Below are 17724 nucleotides of genomic sequence, written 5' to 3'. Positions count from 1 at the left end.
CCATGCAACACCGACCAATCGTATTTTTAGACATTGAGACAACGGGCGGAAGTCCGCACTGGTCACGTATTACCGAAATAGGAGCAATCCGCATCGAAAATGGCGCAGTCAGTGGCGTGTTCAACCAACTGATTGATCCAGAGTGCGCCGTTCCGCCGTTCATCACACGGCTCACTGGTATTAACAATGCGATGGTATCGGGGCAGCCGACATTTAAAGACGTTGCCACAGAACTGGAGCAATTTTTGGATCAGGCAATATTTGTCGCTCACCACGTAAACTTTGATTACGGGTTTATCCGAGAAGAATATCGCCGCCTCGGGCGTATGTTTCGTATGGACCGAGGGTGTACCGTTCGACTTGACCGACTGTTATATCCAGCGCAGCACAGTCACGCACTAGACCGCATCATTGAACGGCAGGGGATAGACGTGGCGCATCGCCACCGCGCATTTGACGACGCTGCCGTCCTGTGGGAGTACTTTGAGTTTGAATGGCAAGCGCGCGGCCTAGAAATATTCCGCAACTTCGAAAAAACCCTCATTACAACTCGCTCAAACATCCTGTAACTTACTACATCCTCCCGCAAAATAGATTTGGCCGTATTTTTCTGACACCATACAGCCCCGGAATATGCTAGTATACCTATAAATATGGCAGAATCATTTCGATTTGAGGAAATTGGCTTAGAAACTCGTGACAGACGAGTATATGAGGCGCTGGTAGAAAACCCCCAGAGCTCGCTGCGAAAGATTGCCGCCGACACAGGGATAAACCGCGGCAGCGTCTACGAAAGCATGAAGCGGCTCGCAGAACAGGGCTTGGTCGGCTCAATAGAGGTTGGTAAGCAGCGACGCTATACTGCCAGCAACCCCGACGTCATCATCGAGCTGCTTAAAGAACGGCAAGAACAGGCCGCAGTCGCCCAATCACTCGCCGCGGAATACATCGCCAATCTACCAAAACCCAGTAGCGACACTGCTCAAGTTGTGTCTTTCGCTACCTTTTACGAAGACCACGAGGGGATTGCAGCCATTTTACGGGATGTGCTTGCCACCTGCCGCGAGCAGAAAAACCCAGCATACCGGGTTATCTCTACGAAACGCGTTCGCCAATATCTTTACCATAATTTTCCAAATTTTACTCAACGCCGGATAGCAGACGAGATTAGTGTTCGAGTGATTGGCGTTGGCAGCGGCAGTAGTCAAGATGAATTAAGTGAACGCAAAGAGTTTCCAGCAACTCGCGGAGAGGCTCCAAATTGCTACACCCTCATATACGGCAACAAAACAGCCCTGATAACGCTCGGCGACACAAACGTTCTTTCGGCAATTGTTATCGACAACCCCGGCGTCACCAACATGCAGAAAGAGCTTTTTGACCACCTATGGCAAACGTTCTAGTAATGGTAGTTTGCTTGAAGCCCAGTAAGTAATGTTCAGGATTCAAAGTTCAATACAAAATGATCAATCATATAAGCACAATACTCCACAAACACACTCTCATTTCTGATCAGGTTAGCAAACAACAGGTCGAGGTTATACTGCACCAGCTTCAGCGCGTCCTAGACGCCTATATCGAAGGAGACATTGTTGAATTTGGCTGTTACGTCGGCACAACGAGTCTCTTCATTCGACGGCTCCTCGACCAACAATTACTAGGGAGCGATGGCTCAGAGCGGGCATTTCATGTCTACGACAGTTTTGAGGGTCTGCCGCCAAAATCCACCTGGGATACGTCTATAACAGGGGAGCAGTTTACCGCGGGCCAACTTGCCATCAGCAAAAAACAGTTCCTGCTTGAGTTCAAAAAAGCTCACCTTCAGCCACCCATTGTTCACAAAGCCTGGTTCAAAGACCTTACGGATACCAGCATTCCCGACAAAATCGCATTCGCATTTCTTGATGGTGACTTTTATGAAAGCATACGCGGTTCACTCAACCTTGTCCTTCCTCACATGACGCAAGGTAGTACTATTGTTGTCGATGATTACTCCCGCGAAGCACTCCCCGGCGTCGCCCGTGCCGTAAACGAACACTTCCGGTCCGAAACCATTACCACTTCGCATAACCTTGCCATCATCCAGCACTCGTAATATTGCCAAAATCCACCCCTAACTCCCCATCTCCCATCGTCAACCATTCCTTATCTAACTTCAACATTCTAGTTCTTCATGCTATGGCCTTTGAAACTAGCATGAAACTGTAAGCGAGATGATTCTGGAATGTAAGTTTTGGCCTGTAATTTACTACTATGTTTTTGCTACTATGTTGCTATGCATCCAGAAGCCAAGCCCGTTCGGTAAACAATGGAACACATTTCTGACGCGGCAGCAGAGGCTGTCATCGGCATTTTTATCATGAGTACCAGAACCACAAAGATATGCGACTACACCTACTAACAATCGGCAAGCCTAAGCTTGCATATGCAAAGCTAGGGTTTGAGGAGTACGCGCAGCGGTTGGGGCGGCTTCACCAGCTACGCGTAACGCATTTAAGTGACAAATACGCTGATGACGCCAAAAAGATCCTAGGTGAAACGCAAGACACCGTAACAATGGTGCTAGAAATAAATGGGATGGAATATACATCTGAAACATTGGCAGATTTTGTGCGAGCCAGAGAACTCGAAAGCAGGGAAGTCTGTTTTATCATTGGCGGACCAAATGGTTTGCCCCAGCAAGTGCGTGATGCCGCCGACTATCGTTGGTCACTTGGCCGCCTCACGCTACCGCACGACCTTGCCATGGTCGTTACTCTAGAAGCCCTTTACCGCGCCAGCACTATCATCTCCGGCTTACCGTATCATAAGTAAAAAGCCCTACCCGTGGTAGAGCTTTTTACTTGGTGACCCCGGCGGGGTTCGAACCCGCGATTTTCTGGATGAGAACCAGATGTCCTAAACCACTAGACGACGGGGCCGGGCTACTTTGCTCCAATTTTTATTTCACTTCTTATAATTATCATTTGGAGCTACAACAGGTTACCATATCTGACGATTTTCGTCTAGGTAACAGAACGGAGCCGTGGCAGAGGCACCTTGCTTTTCACAGAGAAAAAACAGATACTAATACGTAAGCAGTTTAACGTATGCAAGAATACATATTTATCGGTGGTGGGGCGATTGTTGGCATTGCACTGGGGGTGATGGGATGGATTCTTGCTATAAAACGAAAAGGGCTCGGTTCTGCAACCACAAGCAAGCTTGCCAGCACGCTACGTGATGAAAAAGCAAAGTCCGACATCATCCTTGGAGCCATTCAAGATGGAGTAGTCCTTGTAGACGACCAGCAAATCATTCAGCATTTTAACCAAGGTGCAACGAGCATTACTGGTTGGACAAAGCAGGAGGCACAAGGCCTGGACTGGCATTCGGTATTGAAGTTTGTTAGTGCCAAAGGCGAGGTCATACCGACCGACCTAACGCCACTGGCAAAAGCCTTCTCGACCGGCCAGCCGCTACGTGACAACGCGCTCAGCATAATGACCAAGGCAGACACAATTGTTGCCACCAATTTCAGTGTGTCACCGCTCGTAGACAGTGGCAAGCACGTCACGGGTATGGTAGCAATTTTTCGCGACGTTAGCGAAGAACGTGCCGAGGAAAACCAGAGAGCAGAATTTATTAGTACAGCCAGCCACGAGATGCGCACGCCCGTTGCGGCTATAGAAGGCTACCTCAGCTTGGCGCTCAACGAAAAGGTTGCAATCATTGACAACCGTGCACGGGACTACCTTGAGAAGGCACATAGCAGCACAAAACACCTCGGACAGCTCTTTCAGGACCTCCTTACTAGCGCCAAAGCTGAAGATGGCCGCCTCACTAACCATCCAAAAGTAGTAGAAATGGGCGCATTTCTCGAGCAGCTCGCTCAGGATTTACGGTTTTCGGCCGAAAAAAAAGGGCTGTTCATGGAGTTTTTATTTGGTAATTCGTCTATAAAAGATGCCAGCGGCGAAAGAGGTGAAGTCTTAGACATGAACAAAGTTATACGGCCGCTCTACTACGTGCAGGTTGACCCTGACCGTATGCGCGAAGTTATTACAAACATTTTCGACAATAGCTGTAAGTACACCGAGGAGGGCAAGGTAAGCTTGGGACTAACTGGTAACGATGGCGTTGTACAGGTGTACGTAAAAGACACCGGTGCCGGCATCCCAACAGAAGACATTCCTCATCTTTTCCAAAAATTTTATCGGGTTGACAATAGCGCCACGCGTACCATTGGCGGCACGGGCCTAGGCCTTTTCATATGCCGGAAAATTGTTGAGCTGTATCAGGGGCGAATATGGGTCGAGAGTGAACTCGGCAAGGGCAGCACTTTTTATATAAACATCCCCCGCATAACCTCTCAAAAAGCCGAGCAGCTCATGGCCACAGAAGCCGCCAATCCACTCAACACAACTACAGTCGTACCAAGCACAACCGCGCAGGTATCGACAAACCAGCTGTCGTGATATACTTTTACATATAAACCATAAGTGTTTTTACACGATAAAAGGCAGCAACAGTGGCAAAACTCCTCCTCGTCGAAGATGACAATAACCTACGCGAAATCTATCAGGCTCGCTTATCGGCCGAGGGCTACGACATTGTCACTGCTCAAAACGGCGAGGAAGCACTTTCAGTAGCAAAACAAGCCCACCCTGATCTAATCATTTCCGATGTTATGATGCCCCGCATAAGCGGTTTTGAGATGCTCGATATTCTGCGGGCAACTCCAGAGCTCGCAAATACCAAGATTATTATGCTGACAGCTCTCGGCCAAGCCGAAGATCAGGCTCGGGCAAACAAACTCGGAGCCGATAAATACCTAGTGAAATCTCAGGTAACGCTTGAAGACATTGTAAATTCCGTAAGGGATCTCTTGAGTGGCACTACTATGGTCGCGCCGTCTACCGTAAGTCAGCCAACTGCAACGACTGCTTCCGTACAAACATCGCCAGTAACGGCTGACCCAACAAGCGCTCCTACCGTCGCCACACCTTCACTAGTACCAGCGCCAGAACCGTCGCTACCCGGTTTTCTCCCTACACCAAATTTTGGGAGTGACGGGGCTATTGCAGCGCCCGCACCCGCACAAAACACTGCCGACCCTGCAATAACTGCAGACAACACAACAACCCAGACAAACTCTGGTTTTGTGACTGCGACCGTGTCGGATCCCGACCCGCTCTCTTTCGCCCAACCAGCCACTCCGGCACCACAGACAGCAGAGTCTGTCTTGCCCGAAATCATGACACATAGCGGACCAGTCCTGGGCGCGTCCAACAACACTGCAACCGACACAACTTCAGATATACCCAACCCCACCGTACCCTCAGTGACAACCTCTGGAACAGAAGAAGCACCCACCGTACCTCAAGTAGCCATTCCCTCAACCGACGACCAGACTGCACAAACTCTTGCTGCAGAAGAAGCCACTGTTGCATCGCAAATTGCCGCCTTTGCAAACACTATTCCGACAGAAAGCAGCGCAGCAGTTGCGCCGTTTCCAGAGACACCACATACTCTAGCAAACGAAGCTAATGAGCGAACCCTAACAGCAGCTGTAGATGATTTAGCCGCTGCAGTGAACCAACCGCCTGAGCCGTCGCTTCCTCCCAGCCAAAAAATTGTTCCCGGCGAAGAACCACCCATTGTAACCGAAACTGACAACACTACCCCCATCCCGCCGGAATCGATCGCTGTAACTGTAACACCGGAGCCTACAGACACCGCGGCAACCACACCGTCCGTAGTAACCCCAACCCCCGCAACCACGCAAAATCCTGTTTCGCCCGACCAAGCACAGCCAATAGTTGTAAGTAACCAGCCAGCACCGCCGCAAGCACCACCAGAACCCGAGAACAGTCAGGTAAACGTCGCCGGCAAAAAGGTTATTAGGCCAATTAACAACATTACCCAGGGGCCTAATCTAAGTGAGCTCCTCGCAAAAGAAGCTGAAAAGGAACAAGCGTCCGTCGGTTTTAGTAATGCTGTTGTTGGCGATGAGTCGCAACAGATTTCGGCGCCAACAGCTCCAGCCGCTCCAGCAGCCCCTCCAGCCGGCCCCACTAGCGCCCCGACACAGACCGCCATCGATCCAAATAGCATCGCTCTCTAGCGTTCAACGACGTATACTTGTTACATGCGTATAAACAAGTACGTCGCAGCCGGTACATCACTAAGCCGCCGCGCTGCCGACACTGCCGTTACTAATGGCCGCGTTACCATAAATGGTCATACCGCTGAAACTGGATCTCAGGTGAAGCCAACAGATACAGTTTGCTTCGATGGGGTAAAATTGGCCATTCGTGAGGCGCCCACAACAATCATACTCAATAAACCAGTCGGCTACGTGTGTTCACGGAACGGGCAGGGCAGTCAGACCATTTTTGAGCTGTTGCCACCTGAGTATCGGCATCTCCAGCCCGTTGGGCGGCTCGACAAAGACTCTTCTGGGCTTCTGCTGCTTACCGATGACGGTGACCTTGCCAATGAGCTGACCCATCCGCGCTACGCAAAAACTAAAATCTACGAAGTTACACTCGACAAACCCCTCGCCCCCCTCCATCAACAAATGATTACAGATATCGGGATAACGCTCCAAGACGGGAAGAGTCAGTTCTTGATTACAAAAATTGACTCACAAGCACAGAGCACGGGCGGCGAAAGGATTAAGACGGGGGTGGGACAGGGGCGACACGGGCAAAGCCGTGCGTCGCGCGAGAAGGGCAACGCCCCTCCCAGGTCAATTGAGCAGTCTGTGCCGATTTACCAAATTACTATGACAGAAGGCCGTAATCGCCAAATTCGCCGCACGCTCTCCGCCCTCGGCTACAATGTCACCACCCTCCACCGTACTAAGTTCGGCTCTTACTCACTGCATTCCCTTGGTGCTGGCCAGCACTCTGTCGTTTCTGCCTATGAAGCCTAGTTATGGTCGTCAAGCAATTTTTCTACAATCATCTGGCCAGTTTGCTTAAGAAAGTTTTTTGCATCTTTTGCTGCTAAGCAGAAACACCACGGCCGCCTAAGCTTCGTCGTCTTGTAAGGAACCGTGCTACTACGCATTTGCCACTTTGAGCTCACATCACGCATTTTCTCCTCGTAGCACGGAAGGTACGGTTAAGCGATCACTGGAAAAGAAAATGTGCATGGGGTTAAAAAAGCCAGCCATGCATCACGGCTCTCCCGGCAAGCAAGCTGACTATTGCGATATGTTTGGTTACTGCGCGGAGCCCGCTTCGGCTAACATTCATTTGTTTGGCATAGGCGTTGACGTGGCACAGCCTAACACATGGGCATCATCAACCAAATTATGTAGTTAGCTGGTGCTTTTTCACTTTAAAGTACTCCTAATAGCCTTCAAAACACCACTTGGATCCGCCGACCGTAACGACTGCAATGTTCGTTGTATTGGCGCTTTTTCGGAACCCGGGACAACCCAAATGGCCATAATACCAAGCGGCACTTTTTTAGAACGGGCAAGGTCAGTCGCTTCCACATTAAGATGAGCCGTACTACCAGAAGGTGCGCCCTCAAGAGGCGTCGACACGTCAGGCGTCGCAGTTGTTAATGCCACCCCTCTCTCGGCTGAATTTTTCAGAGCTTCATCTAGCTTCGTATGTAACTCTACTAGGCCCTCAGGCGAACATTCTACATGTACAGGAGCCGTTATGGTCAGGAATGTGCCTACATCTCTACCATATGGAGGTCGAACACCGCAAGTATAAAATGCAGACATCCTTACAGGTATAGCCGCCGGATCTATAGCGGTTTCACCGAGCTGTACAGTCTCATATAATGCGCTATACCGATCTCCCAGGTTTACGATATCGCCTGCACGCGCCAACGCCGTCCCAAAAGCTAGTGACGGTTTGGGCGGAATATTACTCTTCATATAAATATGATAGCACCTTGTTGCAATTTGTGAAATCTGCTTCTGCGCCAATTTATACTATTAAAGAATTTGAGGTGTCTTTTTGCAAATATCGTTACCTCTGTTATACTGTCTAAGAATGATTAAAAAACTACCGATTGTCGCCATAGTAGGGCGGGCAAATGTGGGCAAGAGCAGTCTGTTTAATGCTATCCTCGACCGACGAGAGGGCAATTGTTGCGCGTGAGGCTGGCACAACGCGCGACAGCATCACCGCCAAAGCCGAGTGGCAAGGACAAAACTTCTGGCTCGTCGACACCGCGGGCATGAAAGACGCAGCCGATGATTTTGAGTTCACCATCCAAGAGCAAATTATCCAAGCAGCCGACAGCGCCGACATCATTTGGGTTGTTGTGGAAGCAAACGTCGCCATCAGCGAAGAAGACCGCCGTGTTGCCAGATTGGCACTGAGAAGTAAAAAACCTGTTTTTCTTGTTATAAACAAAGTTGACCGAGCGCGGAGCGGCGACCTTGAGGGATTCCAACGCCTCGGTATAAAGCCCATTTTTCCAACCAGCGCCACCCAAAAACGTGGCATCGACGACCTACTGGATAGCCTTATCCAGCACATTCCGAAAGCTACGCTTGCCGACAATGACAACCGCTTGCGTATTGCGCTTTTGGGTCGCCCAAATGTTGGCAAATCACAGCTTTTCAATACTCTCGCAAAAAAACAGCAGGCAATTGTAGCCGACCGTGCAGGCACCACCCGCGACATCAACCGCGCCACGGTGAAATACAACGGTCAAGAGATTGAGCTTATGGACACCGCAGGCATCCGCCGTCCGGGTAAAATTGGTGTTGGCATAGAGCATTTTAGCGTTGTACGTTCCTTGAGCGCTATTGAGCAGGCCGATGTCTGTTTGCTGCTTATAGACGTCAATGAAATAGGTACCGCACTTGATCAAAAAATTGCCGGTATGGTCAAAGACGCAGGCAAAGGACTTGTACTGGTTGTGTCAAAATGGGACAGCGTAGAAGGCAAAGATGCTTTCACACGCGACGCACTCGCCCCCCAAATTGCTCAAACATTTGATTTTGTCTCGTGGGCACCGCTTATCTTTACCAGCTCAGTAACTGGACAAAACGTAACAAAAATATTTGACCTCACGCTCGATATCGCAGCTGCGCGCAAAACCCGCATTACCACCCGAGTGCTAAACACCTGGCTTTCAGGTGTTATCGCCAAACATCCGCCCGCCGGCCTAAAAAACCGCGCTCCAAAGCTAAATTACATGGTACAAGAAGACGACAACCCCATTCCGGCCTTCAAAGTATTCGGCGCCCATACGAAATTTTTACACTGGAGTTACAAGCGCTTTATGGAACGTGAGCTGCGTGCCCAGTTTGACTTTTCTGGCACAGCAGTACAACTGTGGTTCATTGAAAAAGATGGCCGGCACAAGCACGGCAACAGCCCTACCAAGCCAGAGCGTAGCGACACTCAGCGCAAGATTATCAAAAACAAAACCCGCAGTGGCAAAGCGTAGAGTTGTAGTTAGTAGCCTACAGCCTGTAGTCACGCATATCGCACCAGCCAGCCTGCTCGGCCGGCAGAGCCGTCAAGCACTGCTGGCTTCTTTAATCTCCTGCACATTTTTCTTTTCTAATACTCTCTCACCGGACCTTAAGTACGGCTCGTTCCGTGCTTCGAGGGAAAAATGTGCATGAGCTTTAAAATGCAAAAAGCGTGGTAGTATGGAAACATGTATCGAAAATCCCAGCTAACTAGAGTTGACGACTAATGGCTTTGTTTGTAAAACGCCCAGACATTGGCAGCCGGATCAGCTTCACCACATACGGCATGAATAAATCACTGCTCATCGTCGGACTTGGCAATCTTGGCAAGGAGTACGACGGTACCCGGCATAATGTGGGTTTTTTATGTTTAGACGAGTTTGCTCTTAAAAACGATTTTACATCCTGGGTGAACAAAACAGATATGAAATGCCTAACCACGGTAAAAACAGTTGGCGATACCCGCGTGATTTTGTGCAAACCCACAACTTTTATGAACCTCAGCGGGGAAGCTGTACAGGCCGTGATTCACTTCTACAAACTGTCGCTTGATAACGTAATTGTGCTGCATGACGATATTGACGTTGATTTTGGCCAAATACGAATGCGCCGTGGCGGCAGCAGCGCAGGGCACAACGGCATAAAAAGCGTGACGCAAATGCTAGGTAGCGAAGACTACGGCCGTGTCCGGGTAGGTATTGGCCCAAAGACACCGCCGCAGCTAGACTCTGCCGACTTCGTTCTCCAGAAATTCAACGCCACAGAGCGGGGCGAGCTACCAAAACTAACACGTGAAATGAACGCACTCCTCAGTGAGTATGCCTACGGCACGCCCCTCACCTCCGAAACCCGCAGCTTTTTATAACCCTACTGTTTTGGCTGTAGCAACAAAAGCTCCTGGATTTTGTCCCGAATCCTGATTAACTGGTTCTGCCCATTAACGTGAACGACTTGTTCTGCTCCAAGAAGTCGCGCAAAGCTGCGTGTCTGTTCAAAGATTTCTCTATAGCTAGCACCATACTCGGCCAATTTACTCCTAAGTACGTAAGTGGCGTTACCGTACTCCGGGCTCTCACCGATAGCAAACTCTTCACCATCCACTGACAGCACTGCTACGTAATATGGTACACCGCCTTTTCCTAGGCTGCTAGGAAGCGTCTGACCTACTACACCGCCAAAAATGTCACGGAGCTTCAATAAGTTTTCTACGTAGCCCCAGTTAATCTTATGGCTAACCTTGTCTCCATAATTCTCCAGTGTAAAACCTTTAATCACATTGATGTCCGCATCGGGGGGGAACATTTCCCAATCTAGTTGGCGAATCACGTCTTTTTTATCCCAAAGAGCAGGCAAATCCGGCGGAGACGCCGGATCGGCACCTAATTTCACGCCCTCACCGTCTCCTTGATCATCGTCACCTAGCAATTCCCCTGTGGCTAAGGCCACCTGTACTTCGTCGTCCTCACGTACCGAAGTATCGCCATCGCCCTGAGATGCAGTAAGCCCTTGTTTGTACACTAGAACGTCAGAAAGTATTCCTATGGCCGCCCCCCAATCTTCCTTGCCGAATGGAGAATTATAAGGAGAATCTTCCGCCCCAATGATTTCAAAAATCTTCCGTATTGAAGCAAAATTATCTGCGTCACTAAGCCATTCAATCTCGGTCGATAAATCACGCTGTAATGCATTACGATAGCCTGAACGGCTATTAAGTTGAGCAAATAAACGCCCATACTCCGAACGTAGGCTACTGTCAGCCACGAGCTGTTCTACTAACTCATTCTTGAAGCTTTCGCCGTCTTGGCTTTTTGAGGCAAGGACTAGCAAGCCAACAAATGTTTGTAGCACAGAATCTGGAAGTACTTGGCTAGTCTCTTTTTGCAAAATATAAGAAAAAGAATCTTTACCCATGAAACCCAACGAACGTAACTTTTTCCCCGTAAAAGTATACTGCTCGAGAAGAGTGGCCTGTGCGGAGGTTACTCTAAGCATATTTTCGCTTATTTCCGCGTCAGCCTCCATCTCTGCCTGTGTTCGCAGAGCCAATTCGGCGGCTCGTTTTGCAGCCTCGTCTAGCCGTTTCTGACGAGCCGCCGCCAGGGCTTCACTTCCTTCGGTGGTAGCTTTTCGTGGAGAATTATCCTGTCTTGATAATAATAGACGGCGGTCCCGGCGGCTATTATACGCCTCCAGTACACCCCTAAGTCTGTCGCCACTTAGTGGCTCATACCGAACAAAGCTGCTCGCGACTTCGGGGAAATCAGTCAGTGCACCACAGCGTAAATCTATAGACTCAATAATCACATCTTTTGCCAAATCAAACACGTCCCGCATTCTTTCTGGTGCGTTGGAGGCCTTAGTTTCTAGTAGAAGCAAGGCTTTTTCGAGGCGACCATCTAGCCCAGTCAAATATTCCTTAACTGTCTGATTTTTAGGGGTAGAAGTATTATTTATTAAGTTTGTAGTAGCGTTAAACACCCGCGCACTCTTCCCAACATCAGGGTGTGCAGTCAATACCGATGCGGCAAACCTAAGACTCGTTTCCGCCAGTACAGTTTGTTCCTCCAATACAAGCCCATCATACTTCTCTAAGTAACCTAAGGATGTATAGTTACCTTCCTCATTTATTTTTGAGAGTGTTCGATCCACGCTTGGACGCTGACCCAAAATAGTTCGCACAATTCCATCAGGTTTAGTCTCTCCACCATACTCCTTAAGTGCAGCTTTATAGTTACCCTCGAGTGTTTTGCTATGTATTCCACCCAGAAGCCTTGCAGCCACTATTCCGCGCCACGTGCAAGCCAACCCCAAAGTCTTAAGCTGCCCACTATGACAAGTCCAATATCTATCGGTCATTCTTTGCAGCAATCCAGTCGAATGGTTACTAATAAGGTAGCTACTGTCGCTTACAAAGAGTGCTCCGGCGTCCATCCATTGCGTTTGCAACTCAGCAAAACTCTCAACAGCCGCTGGGCGTCCCTTATACATGAATGGTGTCTCGCCTAGGTTAGCCATTTCTTCAAAGCTCATCGTATTGTGTATGCCGTTGCCTTGAGCAAATCGGCCATCGACCAGATTGGCCTCTTTAATAATATGTAGCCCTGGGCTCACTGGTGCTAGTCGTATATCTACTTGATCGGGGTGGTTCATAATTGTTGTATTATAATACTTTATTACAGTTTTATCAAATTTGCTTTCTCGCATTGCAAGATACCGCCGAGAGGGCGGAGATCGCCAGTGGCAATTTTCACGGCGTCTAAACCAAGGGGAACAATATAAAAAGACCACCGAGAGGGGGTGGGCACCGCTCGATGGTCTATTTATGGAGACCACCGAAGTGATCTCCCTCCACCCTTCAACCCACCCGCAGAGAATGAAGCATCGTGCATCTGTGGCATAGACGATGACGTGCTTTTCAGGATTTGATACCTAAAAATCGTCCAGATTCATTGGTTTTTCTGGGGTCCTCTCAAAATCAAAAATTTTGGGAGGTCCTAGTTAAAGGGGTTAGTTTGTTTTAGAACGCTCCAGGCTAGTAGCCAGGAAATGCCGAGAGAAAAGTGGAGGGTAACAACTTTTAAAATGGCACGTTCTAAAACAATCTAACAAATTTTTCCTCCAGAGCTTCGTCAGAAGCAAGGGAGGGTGTTAGAATGGGGGATATAAGGTGCGAAAGTGATGCTATACCACTTCTGAGTTGCTATTTTAGCAATAAAGTGTCATATTGTCAATTACTTTTTCATGGTTTCGTATGAAAGTAAAAAAGATTACATTAACTAACAGCTCTTATCCCGACGTTCTGCGCAACATTCCGTCGCCCCCCAAAAGAGCTCTACTACATCGGGTGTGAGCCAGATGAGTGGCTTTCACGCCCTCGTGTCGCCATTGTGGGAAGTCGAGGAATTACACCGTATGGTAAGATTGTAACCTCTCAACTCGCCGGTGACCTCGCCGCAAAGGGCATTTCCATAGTTAGCGGCTTAGCTCTCGGGGTAGATGCCACCGCCCATGAAGCAGCCCTGAAAACGGGGGGTCTCCACATAGCTGTGTTAGCAAACGGCCTTGATAAGATTTATCCTGCCAGTAACACCCAGCTCGCCCGTCAAATACTTGAAACGGGCGGGGTGATTATTTCTGAGTATCCAGAGGGTATGCCTAGCTTAAAACAGAATTTTGTCGCACGTAACCGTATTGTGGCTGGGCTGAGCAACGCACTACTCATCACTGAAGCTGCAGAAAAAAGCGGAACGCTTCACACTGCTCGGTTCGCGATGGAACAGGGCAGAGATGTTTTAGTGGTACCAGGAAATATTACAAGCCCAAATAGCGTGGGGTGCAACAACTTGATAAAGTCCGGGGCAATACCCGTCAGCTCTGTCGACGACGTCTTGTTCGCGCTTGGAACAAAAAATCTTATCACAACGACATATATTCATAAGGGTGACACGACCTAAGAACAAGCACTCCTAAACCTTCTATACAACGGCGTAAGTGATGGTCACGAGCTGCTCACAAGGAGTACACTCGCCCCAAACCTGTTCACCCAGACCGTGACCATGCTCGGGCTTTCTGGCAAAAACCACCCCCTGGGCAATAACCACTGGGCTCCCTCATAAATTACTCCGCTCTCTTGACGAGACGAGAACTGTCGTGTATGCTTTCCAACCGTTGTCTAGCTATATTATATAAATTGAGTATACTGTTAAAAAGCATATGGCAAAAAACCTGGTCGTCGTCGAGAGTCCGGCAAAAGCAAAAACCATCGAGAAGTATCTTGGTGGCGATTTTCATGTCCTAAGCAGCGTTGGGCATATTCGTGCCATCCCCAAAAAGTCCAAAGACGGCACACCCGTGATAGACATAAGAAACGGCTTCACCACACAATACGAAGTAGATCCTGAAAAAAAGAAAATTATTGCCGAACTCAAAAAAGCCGTTAAAGCCGCCAGTACAGTATGGCTGGCAACTGACGAAGACCGCGAAGGAGAGGCTATCGCCTGGCACCTTTGCGAAGTGCTTGGACTTGACCCGGCAAAAACCAACAGAATCGTGTTTCATGAAATAACGAAAGACGCAATTACCGAGGCTATCAAGCATCCACGCACCGTTGATATGCACCTGGTGGCGGCCCAACAAGCCCGCCAAATTCTTGATCGTATTGTCGGATTTGAGCTCAGCCCAGTCGTATGGCAAAAGGTTCCGGGTGGCAAAAGTGCGGGACGCGTACAAAGCCCGGCGGTAAAGCTGCTGGTAGAACGTGAGCGTGAAATTCAGGCATTTGAGAGTACCGCCCAGTTCAAAATTACTGCCGAATTTACACATGGTAGTGAAACGTTCAGTGCAGAATTACCAAAACGTTTCGACACCGAGCAAGAAGCCCATGATTTCATAGCTGGCCTGAGCGCCGCGACTTTTTTGGTCACAGACGTTACAACCACCCCCGGAAAACGCAACCCAGGAGCCCCGTTTACGACGAGTACCCTCCAGCAAGAAGCCAATGCAAAACTCGGTTTTGGCAGTCGTGCAACCATGACCGCCGCCCAAAAGCTTTACCAGGCCGGCAAAATAACCTATATGCGCACTGACAGCGTCAATCTGAGTAAACAGGCAATCGCCTCAGCAGCGACCTACATTGAGAAAACCTACGGGAAAGAGTACGTGCAAGTACGCACTTTTGCGACCAAGAGCAAGGGCGCCCAAGAAGCTCATGAGGCTATTCGTCCAACTAACATGGCGCTAGAGGTAGCCAGTAGCGACACTTACGACCAGAAGTTGTACGAGCTCATTCGCCGTCGCACTCTCGCAAGCCAAATGGCGCCCGCAAAACTAGAAAAAACGGTCATTTCCATTACCGCCCAGTCCGGAGACACAACTCACGAAACACGTGTTTTCGAAGCCAAGGGTGAAGTTATTACCTTCAGTGGTTTCCTAAAAGTCTACGGACGAGCTAAAGATGATGCCATTTTACCTCAGTTAACACCAGAGGATGAGGTAACCCTGGCGTCTGCCACGGCCCGCCAGGTGTTTGGCCGCCCGCCAGCCCGATACACCGAGGGATCACTCGTAAAAAAGCTTGAGGAGCTTGGCATCGGCCGCCCAAGCACGTATGCCACCATCATTGGTACAATCCAAACTAGAGGCTACGTGGAGCGTGGCGACAGCGAGGGCGACCCAAGAGAATGTATTCAGCTCACGCTTGACCCAGGTGCAGCAGGCCGGGAATCACAAGTTACGAAAGAAGTTATTACCGAAAACACCGGCTCTACCAAAGGCAAACTTGTCCCAACGCCAAGTGGGCAGCTAATAGCCGATTTTTTGAGCAATCATTTTCAACCTGTTATTGATTACGGTTTTACCGCCAAAATCGAAGAAGAGTTTGACGATATTGCCGAAAACAAGCTCGAGCGCAATACCATGCTCAGCCATTTCTACGAACCATTTCACGCCCTTGTAGCAAAAGGTGACAAAATTGACCGCGCCGCTGTTGCCCAAGCCAGGGAAGTTGGCATTGACCCAAAGACAGGCAAACCTATTTACGCCAAGTTCGGACGTTTTGGTCCATATCTTCAGCTCGGAGAAGGTGGCGAAGGGGAGGAAAAACCGCAGAATGCCCCGTTGCCAAAGGGTGTTACCATAGAGACCGTTTCTCTAGAACAAGCACTCAAGGCTTTTGAGCTGCCACGACTCGTCGGACAAACGCAAGACGGACAAGACATCCGCGCTAACATTGGTCGCTTTGGCCCATATATCCAAATCGGGAAGCTGTTTGTTAGCATAAAGCCGCATGACCCGTACGATATTGACCTCGTAACAGCCCTTGCATTGTACGTAGAAAAACTGAAAACTGAAGCCGAAAAGAACATCGCTGACTTCGGTGACGGTGTAAAAGTTCTGAAGGGAAGGTGGGGGCCTTACGTCACAGATGGCAAAAAAAATGCCAAAATTGATAAAAAAATTGACCCAGCTTCTCTCACTCGCGAGCAGGCTCTGGCACTCTTGGCGGACGCACCGGCGGCAGGCAAAAAGCGCCCCCCTTACCGTCGCAAGAAATAATCGCTACGAACTCACTTTGTCCACAGGCAAACCATGACCTTATTAACTTTTACAACACGGAGTCTGTGCCATAGTCAATTTATGTGCTACAATAACGTTACGAACGCACATTATCAGATGAGCAACAAAAAAGTGGTGGATTAGCAAAAAGTCGTTGACTTCCTACATAAAAAGTTTTATAGTAAAGGTAATAATGTCAGAAAAACAATCCGTTCTTAATACAGAAGCCATCGTGCAAGATGTTTTAAATAGCATTGACCGTGAACGAGAGCGTGAAATCATTGCTCGTCGCTACGGCTTATTTGACCGTAAGGAAACGTTGGAACAAATTGGGGAGCTGCTTGGCATCACAAGAGAGCGCGTGCGTCAGCTTGAGAAGTCGGTTATGACTAAGCTCCGCCAAACAAGTTTGGACTTACCGCACATTGCAGAGGTAGAATCGGTTGTTCTCAAAACCCTTAGTGAAAAGGGAGAAACAGCCCGAGTCACAGTTCTCGCTGGCGTGCTTACCGCCGAAAACACCCGTACTGATCAGTCTCGCCTTGCGTTTCTGACAGAACTGTGTCCAAATGTTGCTGTTGTTTCTGAAGATGACACCTATTTTCAGGCGGCAGGGAACAGTACCACTCACGATGTCGCCACGCTAAAGCGCGAAGTTGTAACTATTGTTGAGGCCATAAAAAAGGCAGGGAAGCCTGTCAGTGCAAAAGAAATGACAAAGTTGGCTGGTTTTGATACCGAAGCCTTTACAGCCGCGCTCGCGAGTATCAGCAAGCAACTTGCGACGCTTAATGGCCGGTGGGGACTCGTACGATGGCCCACCGTTAACCCAAAGAACATCCGCGACAAAATTTACGTTATACTCAGCGAAAACAAGAAACACATGCACTTCAATGAAATCGCCGAATCTATTAAAGCCAGTGATTTCAAACGCAAAGACGTAACCACGCAAGCTATTCACAACGAGCTCATCAAGGACACGCGCTTCGTCCTAATAGGCCGCGGTATTTACGCTCTCAAAGAATGGGGATACAAAAAGGGCACTGTGGCAGATATTATTTCAGAGGTCCTCCGTGAAGCCAAGCAACCACTCCACCGCGATGAAATTGTCCAGCGGGTGCTTAAAAGCCGCTTCGTCAAAGAAACGACCATCCTCTTGAACCTGCAGAGCAAGCCCCAGTTTAAACGCGTCGCCAAAGCCACCTACGAACTCAGCGAGTAACCAGGAT

At 49.1% G+C, this 17724-nt stretch carries 13 protein-coding genes, 1 tRNA gene and 1 pseudogene; 12 read left to right on the top strand and 3 right to left on the bottom strand.

The genetic code is table 11. The features are described 5' to 3' along the window. The first annotated feature begins 2 nt into the window (after positions 1-2). The 4 genes from IPL85_03805 to IPL85_03790 all read left to right on the top strand — a co-directional run bounded on the left by IPL85_03805 (position 3) and on the right by IPL85_03790 (position 2814). The gene (locus IPL85_03805) at positions 3-569 is read left to right on the top strand and encodes a 3'-5' exonuclease (GenBank protein QQS19385.1); all 567 of its coding nucleotides are present in this window, start codon (positions 3-5) and stop codon (positions 567-569) included. 84 nt (positions 570-653) lie between these two features. Then, positions 654-1403: a winged helix-turn-helix transcriptional regulator gene (locus tag IPL85_03800; GenBank protein ID QQS19384.1), complete on the top strand. Its 750-nt coding sequence runs from the start codon at positions 654-656 to the stop codon at positions 1401-1403. A gap of 59 nt (positions 1404-1462) precedes the next feature. Further along, the gene (locus IPL85_03795; GenBank protein ID QQS19383.1) at positions 1463-2095 is read left to right on the top strand and encodes a class I SAM-dependent methyltransferase; all 633 of its coding nucleotides are present in this window, start codon (positions 1463-1465) and stop codon (positions 2093-2095) included. Positions 2096-2382: 287 nt separating this feature from the next. Then, a complete protein-coding gene (locus IPL85_03790; GenBank protein QQS19382.1) occupies positions 2383-2814 on the top strand; it encodes a 23S rRNA (pseudouridine(1915)-N(3))-methyltransferase RlmH in 432 nt (143 codons plus the stop codon). Positions 2815-2844: 30 nt separating this feature from the next. On the opposite strand, the gene IPL85_03785 is transcribed toward IPL85_03790, so the two are convergent. Beyond that, a tRNA-Glu gene (locus IPL85_03785) sits at positions 2845-2921 on the bottom strand. Between the two features lie 168 nt (positions 2922-3089). Here IPL85_03785 and IPL85_03780 point away from each other — a divergent pair. The 3 genes from IPL85_03780 to IPL85_03770 are packed head-to-tail and all read left to right on the top strand — an operon-like array spanning position 3090 to position 6919. Beyond that, positions 3090-4457 (top strand): PAS domain-containing sensor histidine kinase, encoded by a 1368-nt coding sequence (locus IPL85_03780; GenBank protein QQS19381.1) that lies wholly within the window; start codon positions 3090-3092, stop codon positions 4455-4457. 53 nt (positions 4458-4510) lie between these two features. Further along, positions 4511-6106: a response regulator gene (locus IPL85_03775; protein ID QQS19380.1), complete on the top strand. Its 1596-nt coding sequence runs from the start codon at positions 4511-4513 to the stop codon at positions 6104-6106. Between the two features lie 24 nt (positions 6107-6130). Beyond that, a complete protein-coding gene (locus IPL85_03770; GenBank protein QQS19379.1) occupies positions 6131-6919 on the top strand; it encodes an rRNA pseudouridine synthase in 789 nt (262 codons plus the stop codon). Between the two features lie 405 nt (positions 6920-7324). Here the strand turns inward: IPL85_03770 and IPL85_03765 are convergent, their stop codons facing one another. Next, the gene (locus IPL85_03765; protein QQS19378.1) at positions 7325-7885 is read right to left on the bottom strand and encodes a hypothetical protein; all 561 of its coding nucleotides are present in this window, start codon (positions 7883-7885) and stop codon (positions 7325-7327) included. A 118-nt stretch (positions 7886-8003) separates the two neighbouring features. Here IPL85_03765 and der point away from each other — a divergent pair. Together der and IPL85_03755 are read left to right on the top strand one after the other, a co-directional pair. Next, a pseudogene (der, locus tag IPL85_03760) lies at positions 8004-9414 on the top strand (ribosome biogenesis GTPase Der). A 254-nt stretch (positions 9415-9668) separates the two neighbouring features. Further along, positions 9669-10307, top strand: coding sequence for an aminoacyl-tRNA hydrolase (locus IPL85_03755; GenBank protein ID QQS19377.1), 639 nt, complete (start codon positions 9669-9671; stop codon positions 10305-10307). A gap of 2 nt (positions 10308-10309) precedes the next feature. Here the strand turns inward: IPL85_03755 and IPL85_03750 are convergent, their stop codons facing one another. Beyond that, on the bottom strand, positions 10310-12592 hold the full coding sequence (locus IPL85_03750; protein ID QQS19376.1) for a hypothetical protein: 2283 nt from the start codon (positions 12590-12592) through the stop codon (positions 10310-10312). A gap of 638 nt (positions 12593-13230) precedes the next feature. Here IPL85_03750 and dprA point away from each other — a divergent pair. From dprA to IPL85_03735, 3 genes are all read left to right on the top strand, one after another. Continuing rightward, positions 13231-13896 (top strand): DNA-protecting protein DprA, encoded by a 666-nt coding sequence (gene dprA / locus IPL85_03745; protein ID QQS20433.1) that lies wholly within the window; start codon positions 13231-13233, stop codon positions 13894-13896. Between the two features lie 259 nt (positions 13897-14155). Further along, the gene (gene topA, locus IPL85_03740; protein QQS19375.1) at positions 14156-16495 is read left to right on the top strand and encodes a type I DNA topoisomerase; all 2340 of its coding nucleotides are present in this window, start codon (positions 14156-14158) and stop codon (positions 16493-16495) included. Positions 16496-16688: 193 nt separating this feature from the next. After that, positions 16689-17717, top strand: coding sequence for a hypothetical protein (locus IPL85_03735; protein QQS19374.1), 1029 nt, complete (start codon positions 16689-16691; stop codon positions 17715-17717). The last annotated feature ends 7 nt before the right edge of the window (positions 17718-17724 follow it).

This window comes from Candidatus Saccharibacteria bacterium (assembly GCA_016699955.1).
In the GTDB taxonomy this organism is placed as follows: domain Bacteria; phylum Patescibacteriota; class Saccharimonadia; order Saccharimonadales; family UBA4665; genus JAGXIT01.
The sequence above is the reverse complement of the archived record's forward strand: the minus strand, read 5'-3'. Positions and strand labels throughout refer to the sequence as shown.